This window comes from Ferroplasma sp. Type II (genome assembly GCF_000496155.1).
In genome coordinates, this window is sequence record NZ_KI542682.1 from 33,574 (window position 1) to 48,603 (window position 15,030).

The following is a 15,030-nucleotide window of genomic DNA, read 5'->3' on the forward strand; positions in this document are numbered from 1 at the left end:
ATATTATGAAAATGCCAAAACAAATAAAAACTTACTGTCCATACTGCAAAAAACATACGGTACACGATGTAGAGAGGGTCCGTAAAAGAAAAGCCAGTGAATTGAGGGCTGGGCAGAGAAGGTTCAGAAGGGTGACATCTGGTTATGGTGGATTCCCCAGGCCAAGATATGAGGGACGGGAAAAACCGACGAAGAGAATTGCATTGAAACTTAAATGCACTGTATGCAAGAAATCAATAACTCCTCCGACACAGAGGGCAAAGAAATTTGAAATAGTGGAGGCATAAAAATGGCAGATGAATTTACAAAATTGAAGGACGCGGGAAATAATTTCCTTAAAATAAAATGCAAAAGCTGCGGGAATGAACAGATTGTTTATTCAAAGATCTCTTCTGTGGTTGTCTGTAACATTTGTGGGTCAACCATAGCAAAACCAACAGGGTCAACACTAGCCACATCGGGAGAATTTGTGGAAAGGGTAAAATTGTAGGCCAGTTATGTCCAGAGATATACCCGAACAGGGAGATTTGGTAGTTGTTACGATAAGAGAAGTACAGAATTACGGGGCTATTGTCCAGCTTGATGAGTATCCCGGGGTTTCTGGATTTATACATATAGCCGAAGTTGCAACTGGCTGGATAAAACACATTAAGGATTTTGTAAGGGTTAACCAGAGAACAGTATGCAAGGTATTAAATGTAGACAACAACAGAAGGCATGTTGACCTCTCACTCAAAAGGGTAAACGAACATCAAAAAAGGGAAAAAATAGAGGAATGGAAGAACGACCAGAAGGCATACAAGCTGCTGGAAATTGTGGCCAGGGAAGCAAACATAACAGATAAAGGGGTAATAAAGAATATAGAAGATTATCTGATATCTGAGTACGGTAGCGTTTATGATGCATTTTTTGATGCAGCTTCCAATAAGGACTTTTTGAAGGATAAAAATGAACCATGGAAAGACATATTTATAAAAGTCTCAAAGGAGAATATATCGATTCCCATGGTAAAAATTGGAGGTGAAATTGATATGTACTCACTGGCCTCCAACGGAATTGATCTTATAAAAAATGCCCTTGATATTGGAGACACAAAAAATATAGATCTAACATATGCAGGATCGCCAAAATACAGGATTTCTGTTGTGGATGAGGACTATAAATCTGCAGAGGAAAAACTCAAAAATGTTTTAGAGATGATTTCAACCAGATGCAAAAAAAATAATATATCCTATAGTTTTGCAAGGGATGAACAATGAAAACTCTCATAATGAAATGCCCGTCCTGCGGGTTGTATTCAATGAAAAATATATGCACACACTGTGGCGCAGCAACAGTAATGGCCATCCCTATGAAATACTCGCCCGCGGACAAATTCCAGAAATACAGGATAAAGATGCTGGAGGAAAAAAATAATGGAAAAGATAATGATTAAGAACTATGAGGAGCCCGAATTGAACTCCCCCATATTTGTGGGCGGTCTCCCGGGTATTGGAAACGTGGGAAAAATAGCTGCAGATTATTTTGTAGATAAATTAAAAATGAAGAAGATGGCTGATATATACTCAGAATTCCTTCCCCCACAGGTATTTATAAACAACAATGTGGTGCATCTTGTAAGAGAATCACTTTATTATAAAAAAACTGGCAGGAAGAATGACCTTATTTTTCTCACCGGCGACTTTCAGGGGACAACGCAGGAAGGACAGTACGAACTTTCCTTCAGGACACTTGAGTTGCTGAAAAAATATAAGGTTTCAATGGTTTATACCCTTGGTGGCTACAGCGTCGGGAAGATTGTTGACGAACCCAGGGTGCTTGGAGCTGTCACAGATAAGAAACTTGTAGGTCCTTTAATGCGCAATGGGGTAGTTTTTCCAGAGGGCGAGCCCAGTGGTGGAATAGTTGGTTCTGCAGGATTGATTCTTGGCATGGGCACAGAGCTATTTTCTATACCGGGAGCATGCTTCATGGGTGAGACGTCCGGATACTTTGCCGACCCGAAGAGTGCAAGGGAGATAATAACAGTTCTATCAAAGGTTCTTAAGACAAGGATAAATCTCAAGGATATTGATGAAAAAACAAGGCAACTTGAGGACATAACAGAAAAAATGCGCCAGGAAGCCCAGAATAAAACTTCAAAGGATGACCTTGGCTATTTCGGATGAATATTTTACATTTTTATATTGGAACAGCATTTACTATTAATGAAAGCCGAAGTTTTTAAACCAGGCAACATTAAGAAACTGAAAAAGGATTTTGAAGAAATTAATGAATGTGATAAGCCTGTATACTATGTAGTAATCAATCTTTTTGACGCTTTTCCAGGCAGGATTTCAGCCATAAAGGTGTACAAAGACAGCGACATAGACCTGAAGATAAGGCTGGGCAACAAGGATTACAGGTACATAAAAATACTGAAATCAAAATCCGGGATGTTCGAGATCATGAGATTGCCTCTTGATGAAAGGAAGATAGGAAAAAACAGCCTGTATGATATGATCAGGAGGGATGTGAAATCAGGAGACCAGCTTACAAGGGAAACAAGAAATGAAATATTGAAATACATTGATTTTAACAGAAACAGAAAAAAATTGCTGTATATACTCAGCGACAGCGAAAATAAAAATTATTACATAATGAAGGAAACAACAATTAAGGACATAGTAGTCCATGACATTGAATACATGTATTCAAAGGACAGCTCATATAGAATATACAACGGCACCATCCCTGCTAAATTTATTGGGGATTACTGGACAAGCTATCTTAAAAGAAGAAAAAAGACAGAGATGGATGTGTGGAAATCTTTAATAACACAATGAATTTTTTATATAAAAGAGTTAAAATCTGATACAAAAAATTATTAAATGCAGTGCTTATATGCAATGATGGATTATGATGTTGACGTTGCGGTTATTGGCGGAGGGCTCGCCGGAATTTCTGCGGCAATTACTGCTGCAAAAAATGGCCTTTCCGTTATAGTTCTCGAACGTGGGGAACATTCAGGATCAAAAAATGTATCCGGCGGCAGAATGTATATACACTCATTAAAGAAACTTCTTGGGGACCATTATAGGGATGCCCCTCTGGAACTCCCCATAAAAAAGGAAACATTCGAGATTTATACCGGGAATCACAAAGCAAGTTTTTCTTTTGAAAATAAGGATAGTGAAAACAGCTATTCTATACTCAGGTCAAAATTTGATGCGTGGTTCGCATCTGAAGCAGAAAACCTTGGAGTTCCCATATCCTATTCCACACTTGTGTCAGGAATAGACAGGGAGAATGAAGGCCTTGTTGTTAGAAGTGACAGGGGAGACATAAAAACGCCCTTGGTTATTGAGGGTGACGGAGCTGCAGCATTTGCATCCAGGTATTTGGGACTCAGGCAGGAAAAATCATTTAAAATGCAGCCTGTGGAAAATCTTCAGAACAACCAGGATTTCATGCCAAAGCAGTTCATGCTCGGTGTAAAGGAGATAATAGATAAAAAACCTGAAGGTGATTACGGGGAAGCAAAAACTATACTTGGGCTTTCTGATGGGATAAAGGGTGGTGGATTTTCCTATACAAATAAAGAGACAACTTCCATAGGGCTTACACTGAAACTGGATTCTCTTGAAGGCCATGATGAAAAATCATTTGAAATTATAGAAGATTTCAGGGAAAAACTTGGGATTGAGGGAAAGTTGTTGGAATACTCGGCACACATGATTCCATTTTACAAATTTGAAACACTTCCAAGAAGATACGCAGATAACATCCTTGTCACTGGGGACGCTGCGGGGTTCCTTATTAATGACGGGTTTACAATCAGGGGCATGGACAATGCAATTGAATCTGGCCGCCTTGCCGGTGAAGCCGCAAAGAAAATAAAAGATTCGGGCAATTTCAATGATACCTTTGTATACGAACAGATGCTGGAAGACAGCTTTATACTGAAGGACATGCAGGCTGCCTCAAGGATTTCCACATTATTTGGAAACGAAAGGACATTTGATGCCTATCCCAAAATAATGGCCGGCATACTGGAAAGAATGTTCACGGTAACTGGCAACCCCCGGGAAAATATAAAAAATGTCATGATGGACGAGATTAAAAAGAACAACATTGGTTATTATACATTGTTGCAGGACATGCTGAAGGTGATATGATGGATTTGATAAAGAGACTTGGACTGAATAAAAATGAGGTTGGAAACCAGAGCCACATAGAAGTTAATACCAGTATATGCAAAACATGCATTGATAAACCATGCATAAGGGTCTGCCCGGCTGAAACATATGAGGAGGATAAGGAAAAGGGTATAACAGTTCATTATGAACGATGCCTGGAATGCGGTGCAGCACTGTATGCATGCCCCTTCGGTGCCCTGGAATTCAAGTACCCTGAAAAGGGTGTGAGCTATATATATGGATAAATTATAAATTTTTTAACATAAGCTGGAATCACATGAACTGGTTATGCCGCTTCACTGTTTTTCCCTACCTGTTACAATTTCCTTTCTGCAGCTGCATGATCTGAAATCACAGGATTTTATTGCAAACTCCGGGCACATGTCAAGAATCATTGGTGTTCTTCCTGCAACGGCTTTTTCAATATTTTCTATTGATTTCCTGCATAAGCTGATAATCCTGTCTATATCAAACAGGACATCGTGCACCATAACAGTGTTTTCAAGCCTTGGGTACACAACTATTATGAGACCCTCCCTCATATTGCGGCGGGCACATGTTATTGCCAGTTCGGAATAATATGTCTCAGGAATGCTGTTCGGATATTTTGAATTGTTGACCTTCAGCAGGTAAGGGACTATGGAGTTTTCATCATAGATGTTTTTTATTATATACTTGTCATCTCCATAGAGCGGCAGTGTAGATACCTTATTGATCTGTGCTTTCTCAGTTCCACTCACGCTCAGAATAGAACTGTTTATGGATTCCATTGCAAAGAATTTTATGTTATTCTTCTCATAAAAAGAATCGGGAATTTGACCGGAATTTTCCATGGTTCTTGAATCACCGGTAATTTTGTGGTAATATTTTCTTGGATATATAAGATCGTAAAATCTTAAATCAATGGAACTTCTACCTTCTCCATATATTTCCTGAAGACGGGATTCCAGATCCCTGTCCTCCTCCACTCTGGCCACATTTTTAACCCATGAAGAATCACCAGGCCGGAGGGAATGGCACGGGCATATTTTAGCTTCCGAATAGGGGCATCCGTATCCAAAGTATGAGCAGCGGGGAAAATCTCCTATATCCCCATTATCCATTGCTCTTGTTATAAGGGAGAATCGGTAGACCATCTCATCTTCCACTGCGCCACGGTCATATATGGAAACCCTGTAAACATAAAACTTTTCATCTGAGAAGAATACCAGATAATTGTCTGTGGTGAAATTTCTGTTCATGGCAGCATAGAAAAGCAACTGTTCCAGGTCTGAACTGTAAACGCTGTATATATTTTCCATGCTGATCCGGTCAAAATGTTTAGTCTTGAATTCAACAATGGAATCATAAAGTGTGAAATCAGCCCTGCCAACCACATTCAATCCCATCTGTGCACCGGTCAGTATGACTTCAGACCCCGAGAATCCGGGCAGCCTTTCAAACCACTGCCTGGCAAGGAAATGTATTTCTTCACCGTTTTTCATTCTGGATTCCACGTTTTCAGGCATGGGAACATCTGGATATTTTCTGGAAAAATATGAACGTGTTGGGTTTATGAGGTCGGTCACATAGAGATATTCCGGAATCTGGAAATTTTTTATTTTTATTTTATCCTCCAGTATCTGTGAAATATAGGTATTTACTATTTCACCACTTATGGACGACTTAATTTCCCTTAATAATGACATATTTATATATTGATACAAGCTTAAAAAATTTTCTTTAAGGTATTGAGAATTTTCCTTCATGTCTTTTCAGCATTTTCAATGCTGCAATGTTTTCCAAAACTTCCTCCAGGTCAATATCTTCAACATTCAAACCATAGTTTTCAGCCAGTTTTTCTTTCAACTCCCCAACTCCAACAGGAGCATCCATGAATTTCTTTGAAAGGTTATAGGTATCCTCATAAACGTTCCATGGAAAGACAAACCATGCCCACTCTTCCTTTGAAAGTCCCTTACCATAAAAATCCGGGGTATAGTTTGAACCATCTATGTAAAGCATGGATGTTGTTTTTACATCAGCTGGATTAAGGGATTTGACATAATTGTAAGAAAGTTTCATGCTTTCACCTGTATCAGTTATATCGTCCACTATGAGAACCTTCTTCCCACTAACATCATAGTTTAACTTTTCCCTGAGAACAGCCTTTCCGTTCATTGTTGCCGTCAATCCCCAGTGTTCTGTCTTTATGGACAGAAGATCTTTTTTAAACAGGTAATCGGCAACCATTCTTGCAGGAACAAGTCCCCCACGGGCTATACCTATAATAATATCGGGATTGTAATGATTCTCTATAACCATTTTCATAATTCCCTTAGTCCATTCTTCTATTTCCTTCCATGAAACATATGTAGCTTTGAATTCCATTTTCTATCTATAGATAAGTGGTTATTGTTATTTTAACGTTCTTAGTATCATTTTCCCTTCTGACATTTCATGTACTTCTCTACAGTATCTGGTGTTACCGACCGGACTGGCCATATGAATCAGGAATGTGCCACAGTGCTGAAATCTTTTAAAATATAAAAACTCATTTTGCAGCATGACAGACCACTTCCCTCAGGAAGGGTTAGTTGACGTTCTTTATTCCGAATTCTGGACACGCTTAAGCAATTTCTCTACTGCCGGCAAAATAGTCGTATTGTTTTTGATCAATGTTTTAACAGAAGGATCAACAGCTCCCAGACTATCGTCGTATGGAATATAATCTATCGTAAATGGAATGCTCTGATCCATTTCTTTCAGTAAATCTTTAATTGAGCTTTCATTGCTACCCACACGGTTGAAAACAAGATGAATTTTCTGTATTCCAAGATCCCAGGCGAGTTTTATCGCACTGTCAGCTACCTGAACCGAATTGAATGAAACATCACTTACCACTATTGCATGGCCAAAACCCTTTGCAATAGCTCTTCCAAAGTGCTCAACTCCAGCCTCCGTATCCATCAGAATAACATCGTCATTTCTTAAGGAAATATGTCTAACAACTGAGTCAAGAAGATCGTTTTCCGGACATAAGCATCCTATTGCTGCCTTATGTAAAGTACCCATGACCAGCAGGCTTATTCTCTCATCAACATCAATTCCGAATCTGTCTACAACATCACTTACATCGGGATTCAGGGATAAAAATTCTCCCCAACCAGATCCGGGTCTGGCACCAGTCTTCTCCTCTATGTAATCCACATGCCTGTTCAATGGAACTATCTCCCTGGCCAACTCCCTTTTCATGCCCAGGGCATAGGGCAGATTCATCTGGGGATCTGCGTCCACTGCAAGAACATGGGATTCCTTTGCAAAAAGGTAAGAAAGAATTGCAGTTATTGTAGTTTTGCCGGTACCTCCTTTTCCTGTTATCACAATCCTGTTTCCTGGGCGATTAATTGCAAATTCTTCAGTTCCTTCTACCAACTTTTTGACTATTTCGTCTCTTTTTACTTCATTCGACAAGGTAAAATCCATCTGAATTCACCTTAAGAAGATAGACCCAGTGCTATTCTCTTCTCCCGTATCATGTCAATCATCTTTTGGGCGGCCGCCTCCGGGTTGAGTTCTGAGAATGTTTCAGCACCGATGCTGCCCTTCAAGTTCTCGGAGAGTATCTGTTTTACCTGTTCTCCACCCTCGATGTGTAGCTCAGGAGCAGTATGCACTGGAAGTCCCATTGATAAAGCCCATGTTCCGATTGCCACTGCCTTCTCGGCAATAAGTTCAGGTGCGGATGCAATAACCGGAAGGGCAGAAACATCTACATTAAGCCTCTCTGACAGCAATTTTACAAGGACACCGATTCTGGAGTTGTCCACACATGATCCCATATGAATAGTAGGAGGCAATGACTCCAGGCCTGCAAGTTTTCCAAGTGCCTTAAGTGTACCCTTCAAACCTTCACCAATATCAAATTCATCAACCCTGGCAGGATTCATAAAGCCTTCCTGTGCGGATATGTGTGCAATGCATCCTGTAACCAGTACCAGAACATTGTTTTTCAACAGTACATTTATAAGGCGCTCAGTGTAAAGTTCTTTTCTAAGTTTGGGATTCGGACACCCGACAATTCCTACCACACCGTATACGTCCCCACTGACAATGCTATCAATAAGAGGTTTCAGTGGGTCTTCCTTGTTTATCTTTCCCAGTAGTTCTACAATAGACTCTACAGAAAAACCACCAATCATCGGCTCTGTTTTCTTGGAAAGTAGAACACGGGACGGATCACGCTTCTCATATGCGAGAAGTGCCTGCTCAACAATTTGTTTTGCTACTTCATCTGCACGCTCAACAGAAAATTCAATGTGTAATGCACCCGGTATCTTCACGTATGGCATAGTAGTTATCAGCTTTGTGTGATAGCACGAGGCAACCTCCCCAAGAACAGGCCATATGCACTGAAAGTCAACTACCATTGCATCAAGTGCTCCTGTGGCTATTGCCAGCTCAGCCTGCATCTCATTAGCGGCCAGTGGGACTCCATGCCTCATCAGCACTTCGTTTCCACTGCAACATACTCCGACAACATTAATCCCTTTAGCTCCCAGCTTCTTTGCCTCTTCGTTAAGATTAACGGCCCATTCAAGAACCTTCTCTGCCACAAGTGGATTATGTCCGTGAATGGCCAGATTAACATAATCCTCTTTCAGTACTCCAATATTTGCTGTGGAACTCACAGGTTTAGGTGTTCCGAAGAGAATATCAGAAATTTCAGAACTCATTGTCAACCCAGGATATCCATCGATTATACCCATTTTAAGATCGTCAAGAAGAAGATTTGTCACATCAGCGTCATTACCCATACTGGTCCTGTGCATGGCGTTCATTATGGGTATCCAGGCATTTGTTGGTATTATACCCAGCTCAGTCCAGTGTTTATAGCTAGAAGAAGGGGCATAGGCCTTAACCCAATTCATTGGGGCATTGTCAACCTTATTGAAATCTCCGATTGATATGTCAGCTATTTCATTAGCAATTTCCATATCTGTTTTCCCATCTGACACTACCTGTAAATTCTTGGCCACTGACAATAATTTTTTTCTATCCTTGATTTCATAGCCCTTTATTTTTCCAGTGGCAACGAGCTTTAAAGTTTCAGCGATCTCGAATGCGTGTTCAGCGTGGGATGAGGCTCCTCCAACAGTTTCTCTAAGGAGATTCCTTGCAACTATTGTATCAGCAGTAGCACCACAAACTCCTCTTGTTGCCCCATTCTTGAATCTTACAGTGGGAATTCTGCATGGACCCATGTAGCAGATCCTGCAGCAAACACCCCACTCTCCAAACCAGCAAGATGGCTGCTGCTTGGATAATCTTTCAAAGGATGACGTTCCCACATCATTCATTATTTTATCAACAAGTTCCAGTGAGGGTTTAGTAGCAGGCGAAGATCCAAAATTACCCAGTTTTAGATCAATTTTCTCATTCTTAAGTGATTTAGTTTGTTCCATATGGGAATCATAATCTGGCACTTTATATATTTTCTGAATGTGGTAAATATATTCATAATGGATACAATGGATTTAAATAGTATACAAAACTGAATTTTTATGTGGTGTTATGAATTTTTCACGAATATTTGAGATAAAAAATGTTTAATCTGCCTCCGGTGAGGCTACGGTTGCCTGCCTGCCTTTTGACAGGATTAGGGGAGAGAGCAGGAAGGAGACAAGCACAATTAGAAGAGCCGGGATTATTCCATAGATTGATCTGCTTATGCTTACAAATTCTGCACTGATAAGTACCGGTATAATAGCCACGCCCACATTGGTGGCCACACTGTACATCGATGTGGCAAAGCCTGCCCTTCCAGGGTCTTCCACATAATTTATTATGGAATTCAGTGCCAGGACCCAGAATGCATTACCAAAGAACCCGAATATGAAGAACGACCCCGTTATTAGAACTGCAAAACTCGTATATACCAGGGAATACAGTAATATAATGGCAAAGACGAAGGATACCAGGGCAGTGAGCACTGTGCCTAACCTGATGAAATGATATCGCTCAAAAATGAATGGAAGTATCAGTGCCCCCAGTGCAGAGCCAAGGAATTCAACCCCGCCCATAAGCCCGGAAAGCTTTAAAAGGAAATTTCCTGTGAAATGGAATCCCAGTGCGGTAGCCGCAATATCGCCAAATAATATAGATATGGATGCCATGGCCATTCCTATGTACCAATTCTTTATCATGCCTGGCTTGAATGATCCACGCAGCGATTTTCCCTTATATTTCTCCGGGTATTGCGGCAGGTAAATGAACAGCCATATGGATGCAAGTATTGTTAGTATAGCAGGCAATGCCATAATGCCAGTCAGGGAAAATGCCAGATATATATAGGGGCCTATAAGGGCTCCTGAGGACATACCGAGAAACAGAAATCCGATGCTTAAACCTGTTATTGTTGCCGATTTTTTTGGGTCCATTGATTCAGCTATGCTTCCTACCGGTGCAAGGGAGAATGGATAGGCACTTGCTGCAACTATGGAAAGCACAAGAAATTCTGAATAACCCGTTGCAAAAATACGTACAAGAAGCCCTGCTGTGGAGAATGCCATTGCAAGGTAAATCGATGATTTTACAGTAAATTTTGCCGATAGGACTCCAGCAAGAAGCCCTATTATTGCCATGGTATATCCATATACTGAAAGAATCAGTACTATCTCAGAAAGTGTGGCTGACAGATGCGCCATGAGTTCAGGTATGACAGGTGCCAGTATAAACCAGCCAAATCCTATAGTGAAAACAAAGAACCAGTATGGTATGAGTTTCTTGACATTATCCATGACTGTTAATATCTATCAGGTAAATAAAATTTTATTCGTATTTTTGCGGACACAATTATAACCACTTAGGAATATTTAATAATCAGGAATCTATAAAATACTATGAATTTCTCATTCAGTGATGAACAGGAACTTTTAAGGAAAAATACTGCGAGATTTTTGGAAAAGAATTTAAAACCCTACGTCAGGGATATAGATGCAAAGGGAGAAATACCGGCCGAATTCTTCAGGAATGCAGGTGAAAACGGTATTATATCTCCTCTAATAAAGCAAAAATATGGAGGGCCCAGCCTGTCATTTATGGATTCCGTGATTATATCCGAGGAAATAGCTAAAGTGGATACCAGTATGGCAACATCTGTCTATTATCTGCTTAACACTTCATGGGCATATGTGCTCCAGAAATACGGTAAGCAGGAACTGAAAGATAAACTTCTACCTGAAATAGCCAGTGGAAACCAGTTTATAGGAATTGCATCAACAGAACCATCAGGTGGCAGTGATGTGGCCAATATTACAACCTCTGGAACAGTAAATAATGGGAAGGTCATTATTAACGGGGAAAAAATGTACATAAGTGGGGCACTGGAAGCAAAAAACAATGGAGGAGGCCATCTTACTCTTGTCAAAACGGATAAAGAAAAGGGGCACAGGGGCATAACAATGGTATATGTACCTGCCAGTGCAAAGGGAATTGAAATTACAAAACTTGAGAATATGGGAAGGATGGGCATATCAACAGCAGGGATAAAGTATGACAACGTTGAGGTGCCGGAGGAAAATATTATAGGAGAAATCAATGAGGGTTTTTACTATTCCATGGACGGTTTCAATCATGCCAGGATCATGGTGGCTGCGGCATGCAACGGGTTATCGGAAAAAATGCTTGAAGAGGGATTGGGATATATAAAGGAAAGAAAGGCTTTTGGAAAACCACTCAGTGATTTTCAGGCTATTTCATTCGAGGCAGCGGATTTAAAGACGGAAATAGAGATGGCTTCCCTGCTGAATTACAAGGCAGCATATCTTGCCGACGTTGATGATCCTGAATTCTATATATACAGTTCCATGTCAAAGCTGAAATCGCCACAGATTGCCATGGATACTGTAAAAAAAGTAATGATGTGGTTTGGTGCCTACGGCTATACAAAGGATTCTGGCATAGAAATGAGTGCAAGAGGAATCTTTTCCTATCTTGTTGGTGCTGAGGGTGCACTGAATATAATGAAAATGATAATAGCAAAGGCAATATTGAAGTAACTACTCATGAATTAAACCTGTTGCATTATTAAATGTAGAAAACAACTGGCACACAAAAGCACCGTTAACATTCTTTATTTTTTCCGGTAAATTATAAAAATATATGAGGGCAAATATTTTATGGATTCGCCAATGTTTTCCACGAAAAAGTATGGCACTGTATTTCTGGGGAATACCGGAGCTTTTCTGTCTCATGGGTACAATCTTATATTTACAAAATTCATGTTATATAAAACAAAATAATCGCTTTAATCGCTTTTGAATACAGGTTCTCCAAAAATAGTATTGTAATATTCGGAAGTCTTTGCCATGTCCTCAACAAAAAATGCAACGTCCTTTAATCCCTTAAACATAGTTTTCATTCCATTCTATAGTTCCATTTTATTTACATTTTATAAAATTTTTGTTTGAACGATTATTATTATATCTGTATGTAATATATTAAACCATGTTTGAAGAGAATTTTCTTAATGGTAAAAATATAATAGTTACCGGCGGCGGAACTGGCCTTGGAAAACAGATGACCGAAACTTTCCTGAAACTGGGAGCTACCGTATCCATAATAAGCAGAAATGAAGAACATCTCAATGCTGCCAGAGAATATTTTAGGGAACTTGGGTATAATGTTGAAGCCGAGAAATGCGATATCAAGAATCCAGATGAGATAAAAAATGCAGTGGATGCAATAGAAAACAGAACTGGAAAAATAAATGTTTTAATTAATAATGCAGCAGGCAATTTTATTAGCAGAACAGAAGATCTGTCACCTAAAGCGTTTGATACGGTAATAGGAATAGTTCTCAATGGCACTGCCTACGCCTCCCTCGAAATGGGAAAGAGGTGGATTGCCAATTCCATAAAAGGGACAATACTGAGCATAGTTGCAACATATGCATCTACCGGGTCAGGATATGTTGTTCCATCAGCCATATCCAAGGCTGGCGTTCTGGCTCTCACAAGATCACTGGCGGCAGAATGGGGTCATAGAGGTATAAGGACTGTGGCAATAGCTCCCGGGGCATTCAAAACTGAGGGGGCCTGGTTAAGGCTTCTTCCCGGTGATGAATATGAAAAAGCCATAATTGCAGGTAATCCTGAGAGAAGGCTTGGCACAAAAGAAGAAATAGCAAACATAGCAGCATTCCTTATTTCTGATATGGCCTCATATATCAACGGGGAAGTTGTCACCGCAGATGGTGGGCAATCACTATATGGTTCTAGCATGTTCAATATGATGGAAAACCTGCCGGATGAGATATGGAAAATGATGCGCCAGAGATAAATCCTGCATTGAAAAAATATTCCATGTCTATATCAAACCCTCAAGCTAATGCAATGATCTTGTTTCTGCCTTTTTCCTGAGGTAAAGCACTGCGATACTATTGGCTGATCTCCCCTTGCCAGTGGAATTATGCAATTCTTTATTCCTTTCGGGCAACACTCCAAAGCCTGATTTCAACCCATATTAACCCTATTGACCTTCAGGAGGGTACCTTGCCATTTCAGGTATGGGTTTAATATGGAATTATACTTGATAGTTGCTGTTAAATATTTCTATAGTGTTTCATCCACTATCCTGCAGGAGTCTTTATTCCTATAATTTTAAGATGAATAATTTCAGCATGTCGCAATACTTCAATATAAAGGAAGGTTTAAATAGTCTGATTGGGATAGATACGTATGGCTTCTAATGCTAGGGTAAGGTATCTTATCACGACTTTCGGTTCTATTATTACTATACTTTCAGGAATTATAGTATTGCTGGTTCTCTTTATTTCCGGTGTTGCGGGTGCAGCACAGCTTGTTTTCTTCCATCCAGGTGGGCTGATAATTATAGGCGGTGCAATAGTTCTTGCTATTGTTCCAATAATATGGATAATACTTGCCTACATCATATATTCTATGGCACATGAAAACAGAAGAACGGATAAAGTTGTTAACGGTGTTGTAATTATAATACTGGGTTTCATAATACTTATGATGGGAGGAGGATTCGTCATAGGCCCAGTTCTTGATATTATAGGCGGCTTTTTATTGATTTTATAAATTTCTAATCCGCCGGTATAATAATGCCGGAAAAATATTCTTTGGTGTGTATTTATTTCCGGAAATGCCTTAAATATGCTTAAATAGTGATAATTATTAGCAGGGTAATGGATAGCATATTTAAATTAGGATTTCAGAAAAAGGAAACTGTCAGGCAGGCCGCCGGAGAGAGCCTCAAAAGATTTATAGTAATAGCTATTGTAGCCGGTTTACCTGCATTTCTGGAGGGATTTGACGGTGAGATTTATTCATTCGGTTCTACCTATATTGTACCTGCATTAACAGGGCCCACATATCTTTCCATAGGTCTGATACTGACTGGATACGCCATCGGCATAGCCATATTCAGCCTGGTTGGTGGGTACCTGTTTGACAGGTATTCGGTAAAGAATACCGTAATACTTTCTGTGCTGGTATTCTCTGCTTTTACTGTAATGACAGGATTTGTTAATACAACACCAGAACTGTTTATAGCAAGGCTGGGTGTGGGAGTGGGCGTTGGCATATTCCAGCCGGCTGGAGTTGCACTTTTAGGGGATATATTCTATGAAACAAGGGGAAAGGCAGTATCTGTATGGGCTACTTTCTTCTCTGTAGGGCTGTTTGCCAGTCCTTATCTTATAGAGCCTTTCCTTCCTGCATTCAGGCTTCCCTTTGAAATATCAGGTGCCCTTGCAATAATTATCCTGATGCTGGTAATAATGATAATACCTGTCACATATAAGACGATTCCTAATAACCCTCTAAATCTTCTTCAACTATAGAAA

The 15,030-nt window shown here is 39.9% G+C and carries 17 protein-coding genes; 12 read left to right on the forward strand and 5 right to left on the reverse strand.

Features of this window, described 5'->3' with window-relative positions; all coding sequences use genetic code 11:
* Positions 1-5: 5 nt before the first annotated feature.
* The 8 genes from AMDU4_RS00580 (at position 6) to AMDU4_RS00615 (ending at position 4,423) form a co-directional block, all read left to right on the forward strand.
* Complete coding sequence (locus AMDU4_RS00580; RefSeq protein WP_021786063.1) at positions 6-287, forward strand: 50S ribosomal protein L44e; 282 nt, start codon at positions 6-8, stop codon at positions 285-287.
* A gap of 2 nt (positions 288-289) precedes the next feature.
* Positions 290-490 (forward strand): 30S ribosomal protein S27e, encoded by a 201-nt coding sequence (locus tag AMDU4_RS00585; protein WP_021786064.1) that lies wholly within the window; start codon positions 290-292, stop codon positions 488-490.
* Between the two features lie 7 nt (positions 491-497).
* A complete protein-coding gene (locus AMDU4_RS00590; protein ID WP_021786065.1) occupies positions 498-1,259 on the forward strand; it encodes a translation initiation factor IF-2 subunit alpha in 762 nt (253 codons plus the stop codon).
* Positions 1,256-1,435, forward strand: a complete 180-nt coding sequence (locus AMDU4_RS00595; RefSeq protein WP_290703777.1) for an RNA-protein complex protein Nop10 — start codon at positions 1,256-1,258, stop codon at positions 1,433-1,435. Before AMDU4_RS00590 ends, AMDU4_RS00595 begins: the two co-directional genes overlap by 4 nt.
* Positions 1,416-2,168, forward strand: coding sequence for a proteasome assembly chaperone family protein (locus AMDU4_RS00600; protein WP_021786066.1), 753 nt, complete (start codon positions 1,416-1,418; stop codon positions 2,166-2,168). Before AMDU4_RS00595 ends, AMDU4_RS00600 begins: the two co-directional genes overlap by 20 nt.
* A gap of 39 nt (positions 2,169-2,207) precedes the next feature.
* The gene (locus tag AMDU4_RS00605) at positions 2,208-2,825 is read left to right on the forward strand and encodes a hypothetical protein (protein WP_021786067.1); all 618 of its coding nucleotides are present in this window, start codon (positions 2,208-2,210) and stop codon (positions 2,823-2,825) included.
* Between the two features lie 66 nt (positions 2,826-2,891).
* The gene (locus tag AMDU4_RS00610) at positions 2,892-4,157 is read left to right on the forward strand and encodes an FAD-dependent oxidoreductase (RefSeq protein WP_342765598.1); all 1,266 of its coding nucleotides are present in this window, start codon (positions 2,892-2,894) and stop codon (positions 4,155-4,157) included.
* The gene (locus tag AMDU4_RS00615; RefSeq protein WP_342765597.1) at positions 4,154-4,423 is read left to right on the forward strand and encodes a 4Fe-4S dicluster domain-containing protein; all 270 of its coding nucleotides are present in this window, start codon (positions 4,154-4,156) and stop codon (positions 4,421-4,423) included. The genes AMDU4_RS00610 and AMDU4_RS00615 overlap by 4 nt, the downstream gene beginning before the upstream one ends.
* 51 nt (positions 4,424-4,474) lie before the next feature.
* Here the strand turns inward: AMDU4_RS00615 and AMDU4_RS00620 are convergent, their stop codons facing one another.
* The 5 genes from AMDU4_RS00620 to AMDU4_RS00640 all read right to left on the reverse strand — a co-directional run bounded on the left by AMDU4_RS00620 (position 4,475) and on the right by AMDU4_RS00640 (position 10,957).
* Positions 4,475-5,866 carry a hypothetical protein gene (locus AMDU4_RS00620; protein ID WP_290703783.1) on the reverse strand — a complete coding sequence of 464 codons (1,392 nt, stop codon included), beginning with the start codon at positions 5,864-5,866 and terminating at the stop codon, positions 4,475-4,477.
* Positions 5,867-5,900: 34 nt separating this feature from the next.
* Positions 5,901-6,548 (reverse strand): phosphoribosyltransferase, encoded by a 648-nt coding sequence (locus AMDU4_RS00625; RefSeq protein WP_021786071.1) that lies wholly within the window; start codon positions 6,546-6,548, stop codon positions 5,901-5,903.
* Positions 6,549-6,764: 216 nt separating this feature from the next.
* A complete protein-coding gene (locus tag AMDU4_RS00630; protein WP_021786072.1) occupies positions 6,765-7,643 on the reverse strand; it encodes an AAA family ATPase in 879 nt (292 codons plus the stop codon).
* A gap of 11 nt (positions 7,644-7,654) precedes the next feature.
* Entirely contained in the window at positions 7,655-9,622 is a 1,968-nt protein-coding gene (gene cooS, locus AMDU4_RS00635; RefSeq protein ID WP_290703786.1) for an anaerobic carbon-monoxide dehydrogenase catalytic subunit, read from the reverse strand.
* A 144-nt stretch (positions 9,623-9,766) separates the two neighbouring features.
* Positions 9,767-10,957: an MFS transporter gene (locus tag AMDU4_RS00640; protein ID WP_021786074.1), complete on the reverse strand. Its 1,191-nt coding sequence runs from the start codon at positions 10,955-10,957 to the stop codon at positions 9,767-9,769.
* Between the two features lie 102 nt (positions 10,958-11,059).
* Here AMDU4_RS00640 and AMDU4_RS00645 point away from each other — a divergent pair, with 102 nt between their 5' ends.
* The 4 genes from AMDU4_RS00645 to AMDU4_RS00660 all read left to right on the forward strand — a co-directional run bounded on the left by AMDU4_RS00645 (position 11,060) and on the right by AMDU4_RS00660 (position 15,027).
* Positions 11,060-12,217 carry an acyl-CoA dehydrogenase family protein gene (locus tag AMDU4_RS00645; protein ID WP_021786075.1) on the forward strand — a complete coding sequence of 386 codons (1,158 nt, stop codon included), beginning with the start codon at positions 11,060-11,062 and terminating at the stop codon, positions 12,215-12,217.
* A 448-nt stretch (positions 12,218-12,665) separates the two neighbouring features.
* Positions 12,666-13,499 carry an SDR family oxidoreductase gene (locus AMDU4_RS00650; protein ID WP_021786077.1) on the forward strand — a complete coding sequence of 278 codons (834 nt, stop codon included), beginning with the start codon at positions 12,666-12,668 and terminating at the stop codon, positions 13,497-13,499.
* 398 nt (positions 13,500-13,897) lie between these two features.
* Positions 13,898-14,263 (forward strand): hypothetical protein, encoded by a 366-nt coding sequence (locus AMDU4_RS00655; protein ID WP_021786078.1) that lies wholly within the window; start codon positions 13,898-13,900, stop codon positions 14,261-14,263.
* A gap of 107 nt (positions 14,264-14,370) precedes the next feature.
* Positions 14,371-15,027: an MFS transporter gene (locus AMDU4_RS00660; protein WP_021786079.1), complete on the forward strand. Its 657-nt coding sequence runs from the start codon at positions 14,371-14,373 to the stop codon at positions 15,025-15,027.
* The last annotated feature ends 3 nt before the right edge of the window (positions 15,028-15,030 follow it).

Bases quoted from the DNA above. Each gene is read 5' to 3' on its own strand.
- AMDU4_RS00655 (WP_021786078.1), top strand. From the start codon at position 13,898: ATGGCTTCTAATGCTAGGGTAAGGTATCTTATCACGACTTTCGGTTCT.
- AMDU4_RS00605 (WP_021786067.1), top strand. From the start codon at position 2,208: ATGAAAGCCGAAGTTTTTAAACCAGGCAACATTAAGAAACTGAAAAAG.
- AMDU4_RS00595 (WP_290703777.1), top strand. From the start codon at position 1,256: ATGAAAACTCTCATAATGAAATGCCCGTCCTGCGGGTTGTATTCAATG.
- AMDU4_RS00590 (WP_021786065.1), top strand. From the start codon at position 498: ATGTCCAGAGATATACCCGAACAGGGAGATTTGGTAGTTGTTACGATA.
- AMDU4_RS00615 (WP_342765597.1), top strand. From the start codon at position 4,154: ATGATGGATTTGATAAAGAGACTTGGACTGAATAAAAATGAGGTTGGA.
- AMDU4_RS00585 (WP_021786064.1), top strand. From the start codon at position 290: ATGGCAGATGAATTTACAAAATTGAAGGACGCGGGAAATAATTTCCTT.
- AMDU4_RS00650 (WP_021786077.1), top strand. From the start codon at position 12,666: ATGTTTGAAGAGAATTTTCTTAATGGTAAAAATATAATAGTTACCGGC.
- AMDU4_RS00640 (WP_021786074.1), bottom strand. From the start codon at position 10,957: ATGGATAATGTCAAGAAACTCATACCATACTGGTTCTTTGTTTTCACT.
- AMDU4_RS00600 (WP_021786066.1), top strand. From the start codon at position 1,416: ATGGAAAAGATAATGATTAAGAACTATGAGGAGCCCGAATTGAACTCC.
- cooS (WP_290703786.1), bottom strand. From the start codon at position 9,622: ATGGAACAAACTAAATCACTTAAGAATGAGAAAATTGATCTAAAACTG.
- AMDU4_RS00645 (WP_021786075.1), top strand. From the start codon at position 11,060: ATGAATTTCTCATTCAGTGATGAACAGGAACTTTTAAGGAAAAATACT.
- AMDU4_RS00660 (WP_021786079.1), top strand. From the start codon at position 14,371: ATGGATAGCATATTTAAATTAGGATTTCAGAAAAAGGAAACTGTCAGG.
- AMDU4_RS00625 (WP_021786071.1), bottom strand. From the start codon at position 6,548: ATGGAATTCAAAGCTACATATGTTTCATGGAAGGAAATAGAAGAATGG.
- AMDU4_RS00580 (WP_021786063.1), top strand. From the start codon at position 6: ATGAAAATGCCAAAACAAATAAAAACTTACTGTCCATACTGCAAAAAA.
- AMDU4_RS00610 (WP_342765598.1), top strand. From the start codon at position 2,892: ATGGATTATGATGTTGACGTTGCGGTTATTGGCGGAGGGCTCGCCGGA.
- AMDU4_RS00630 (WP_021786072.1), bottom strand. From the start codon at position 7,643: ATGGATTTTACCTTGTCGAATGAAGTAAAAAGAGACGAAATAGTCAAA.
- AMDU4_RS00620 (WP_290703783.1), bottom strand. From the start codon at position 5,866: ATGTCATTATTAAGGGAAATTAAGTCGTCCATAAGTGGTGAAATAGTA.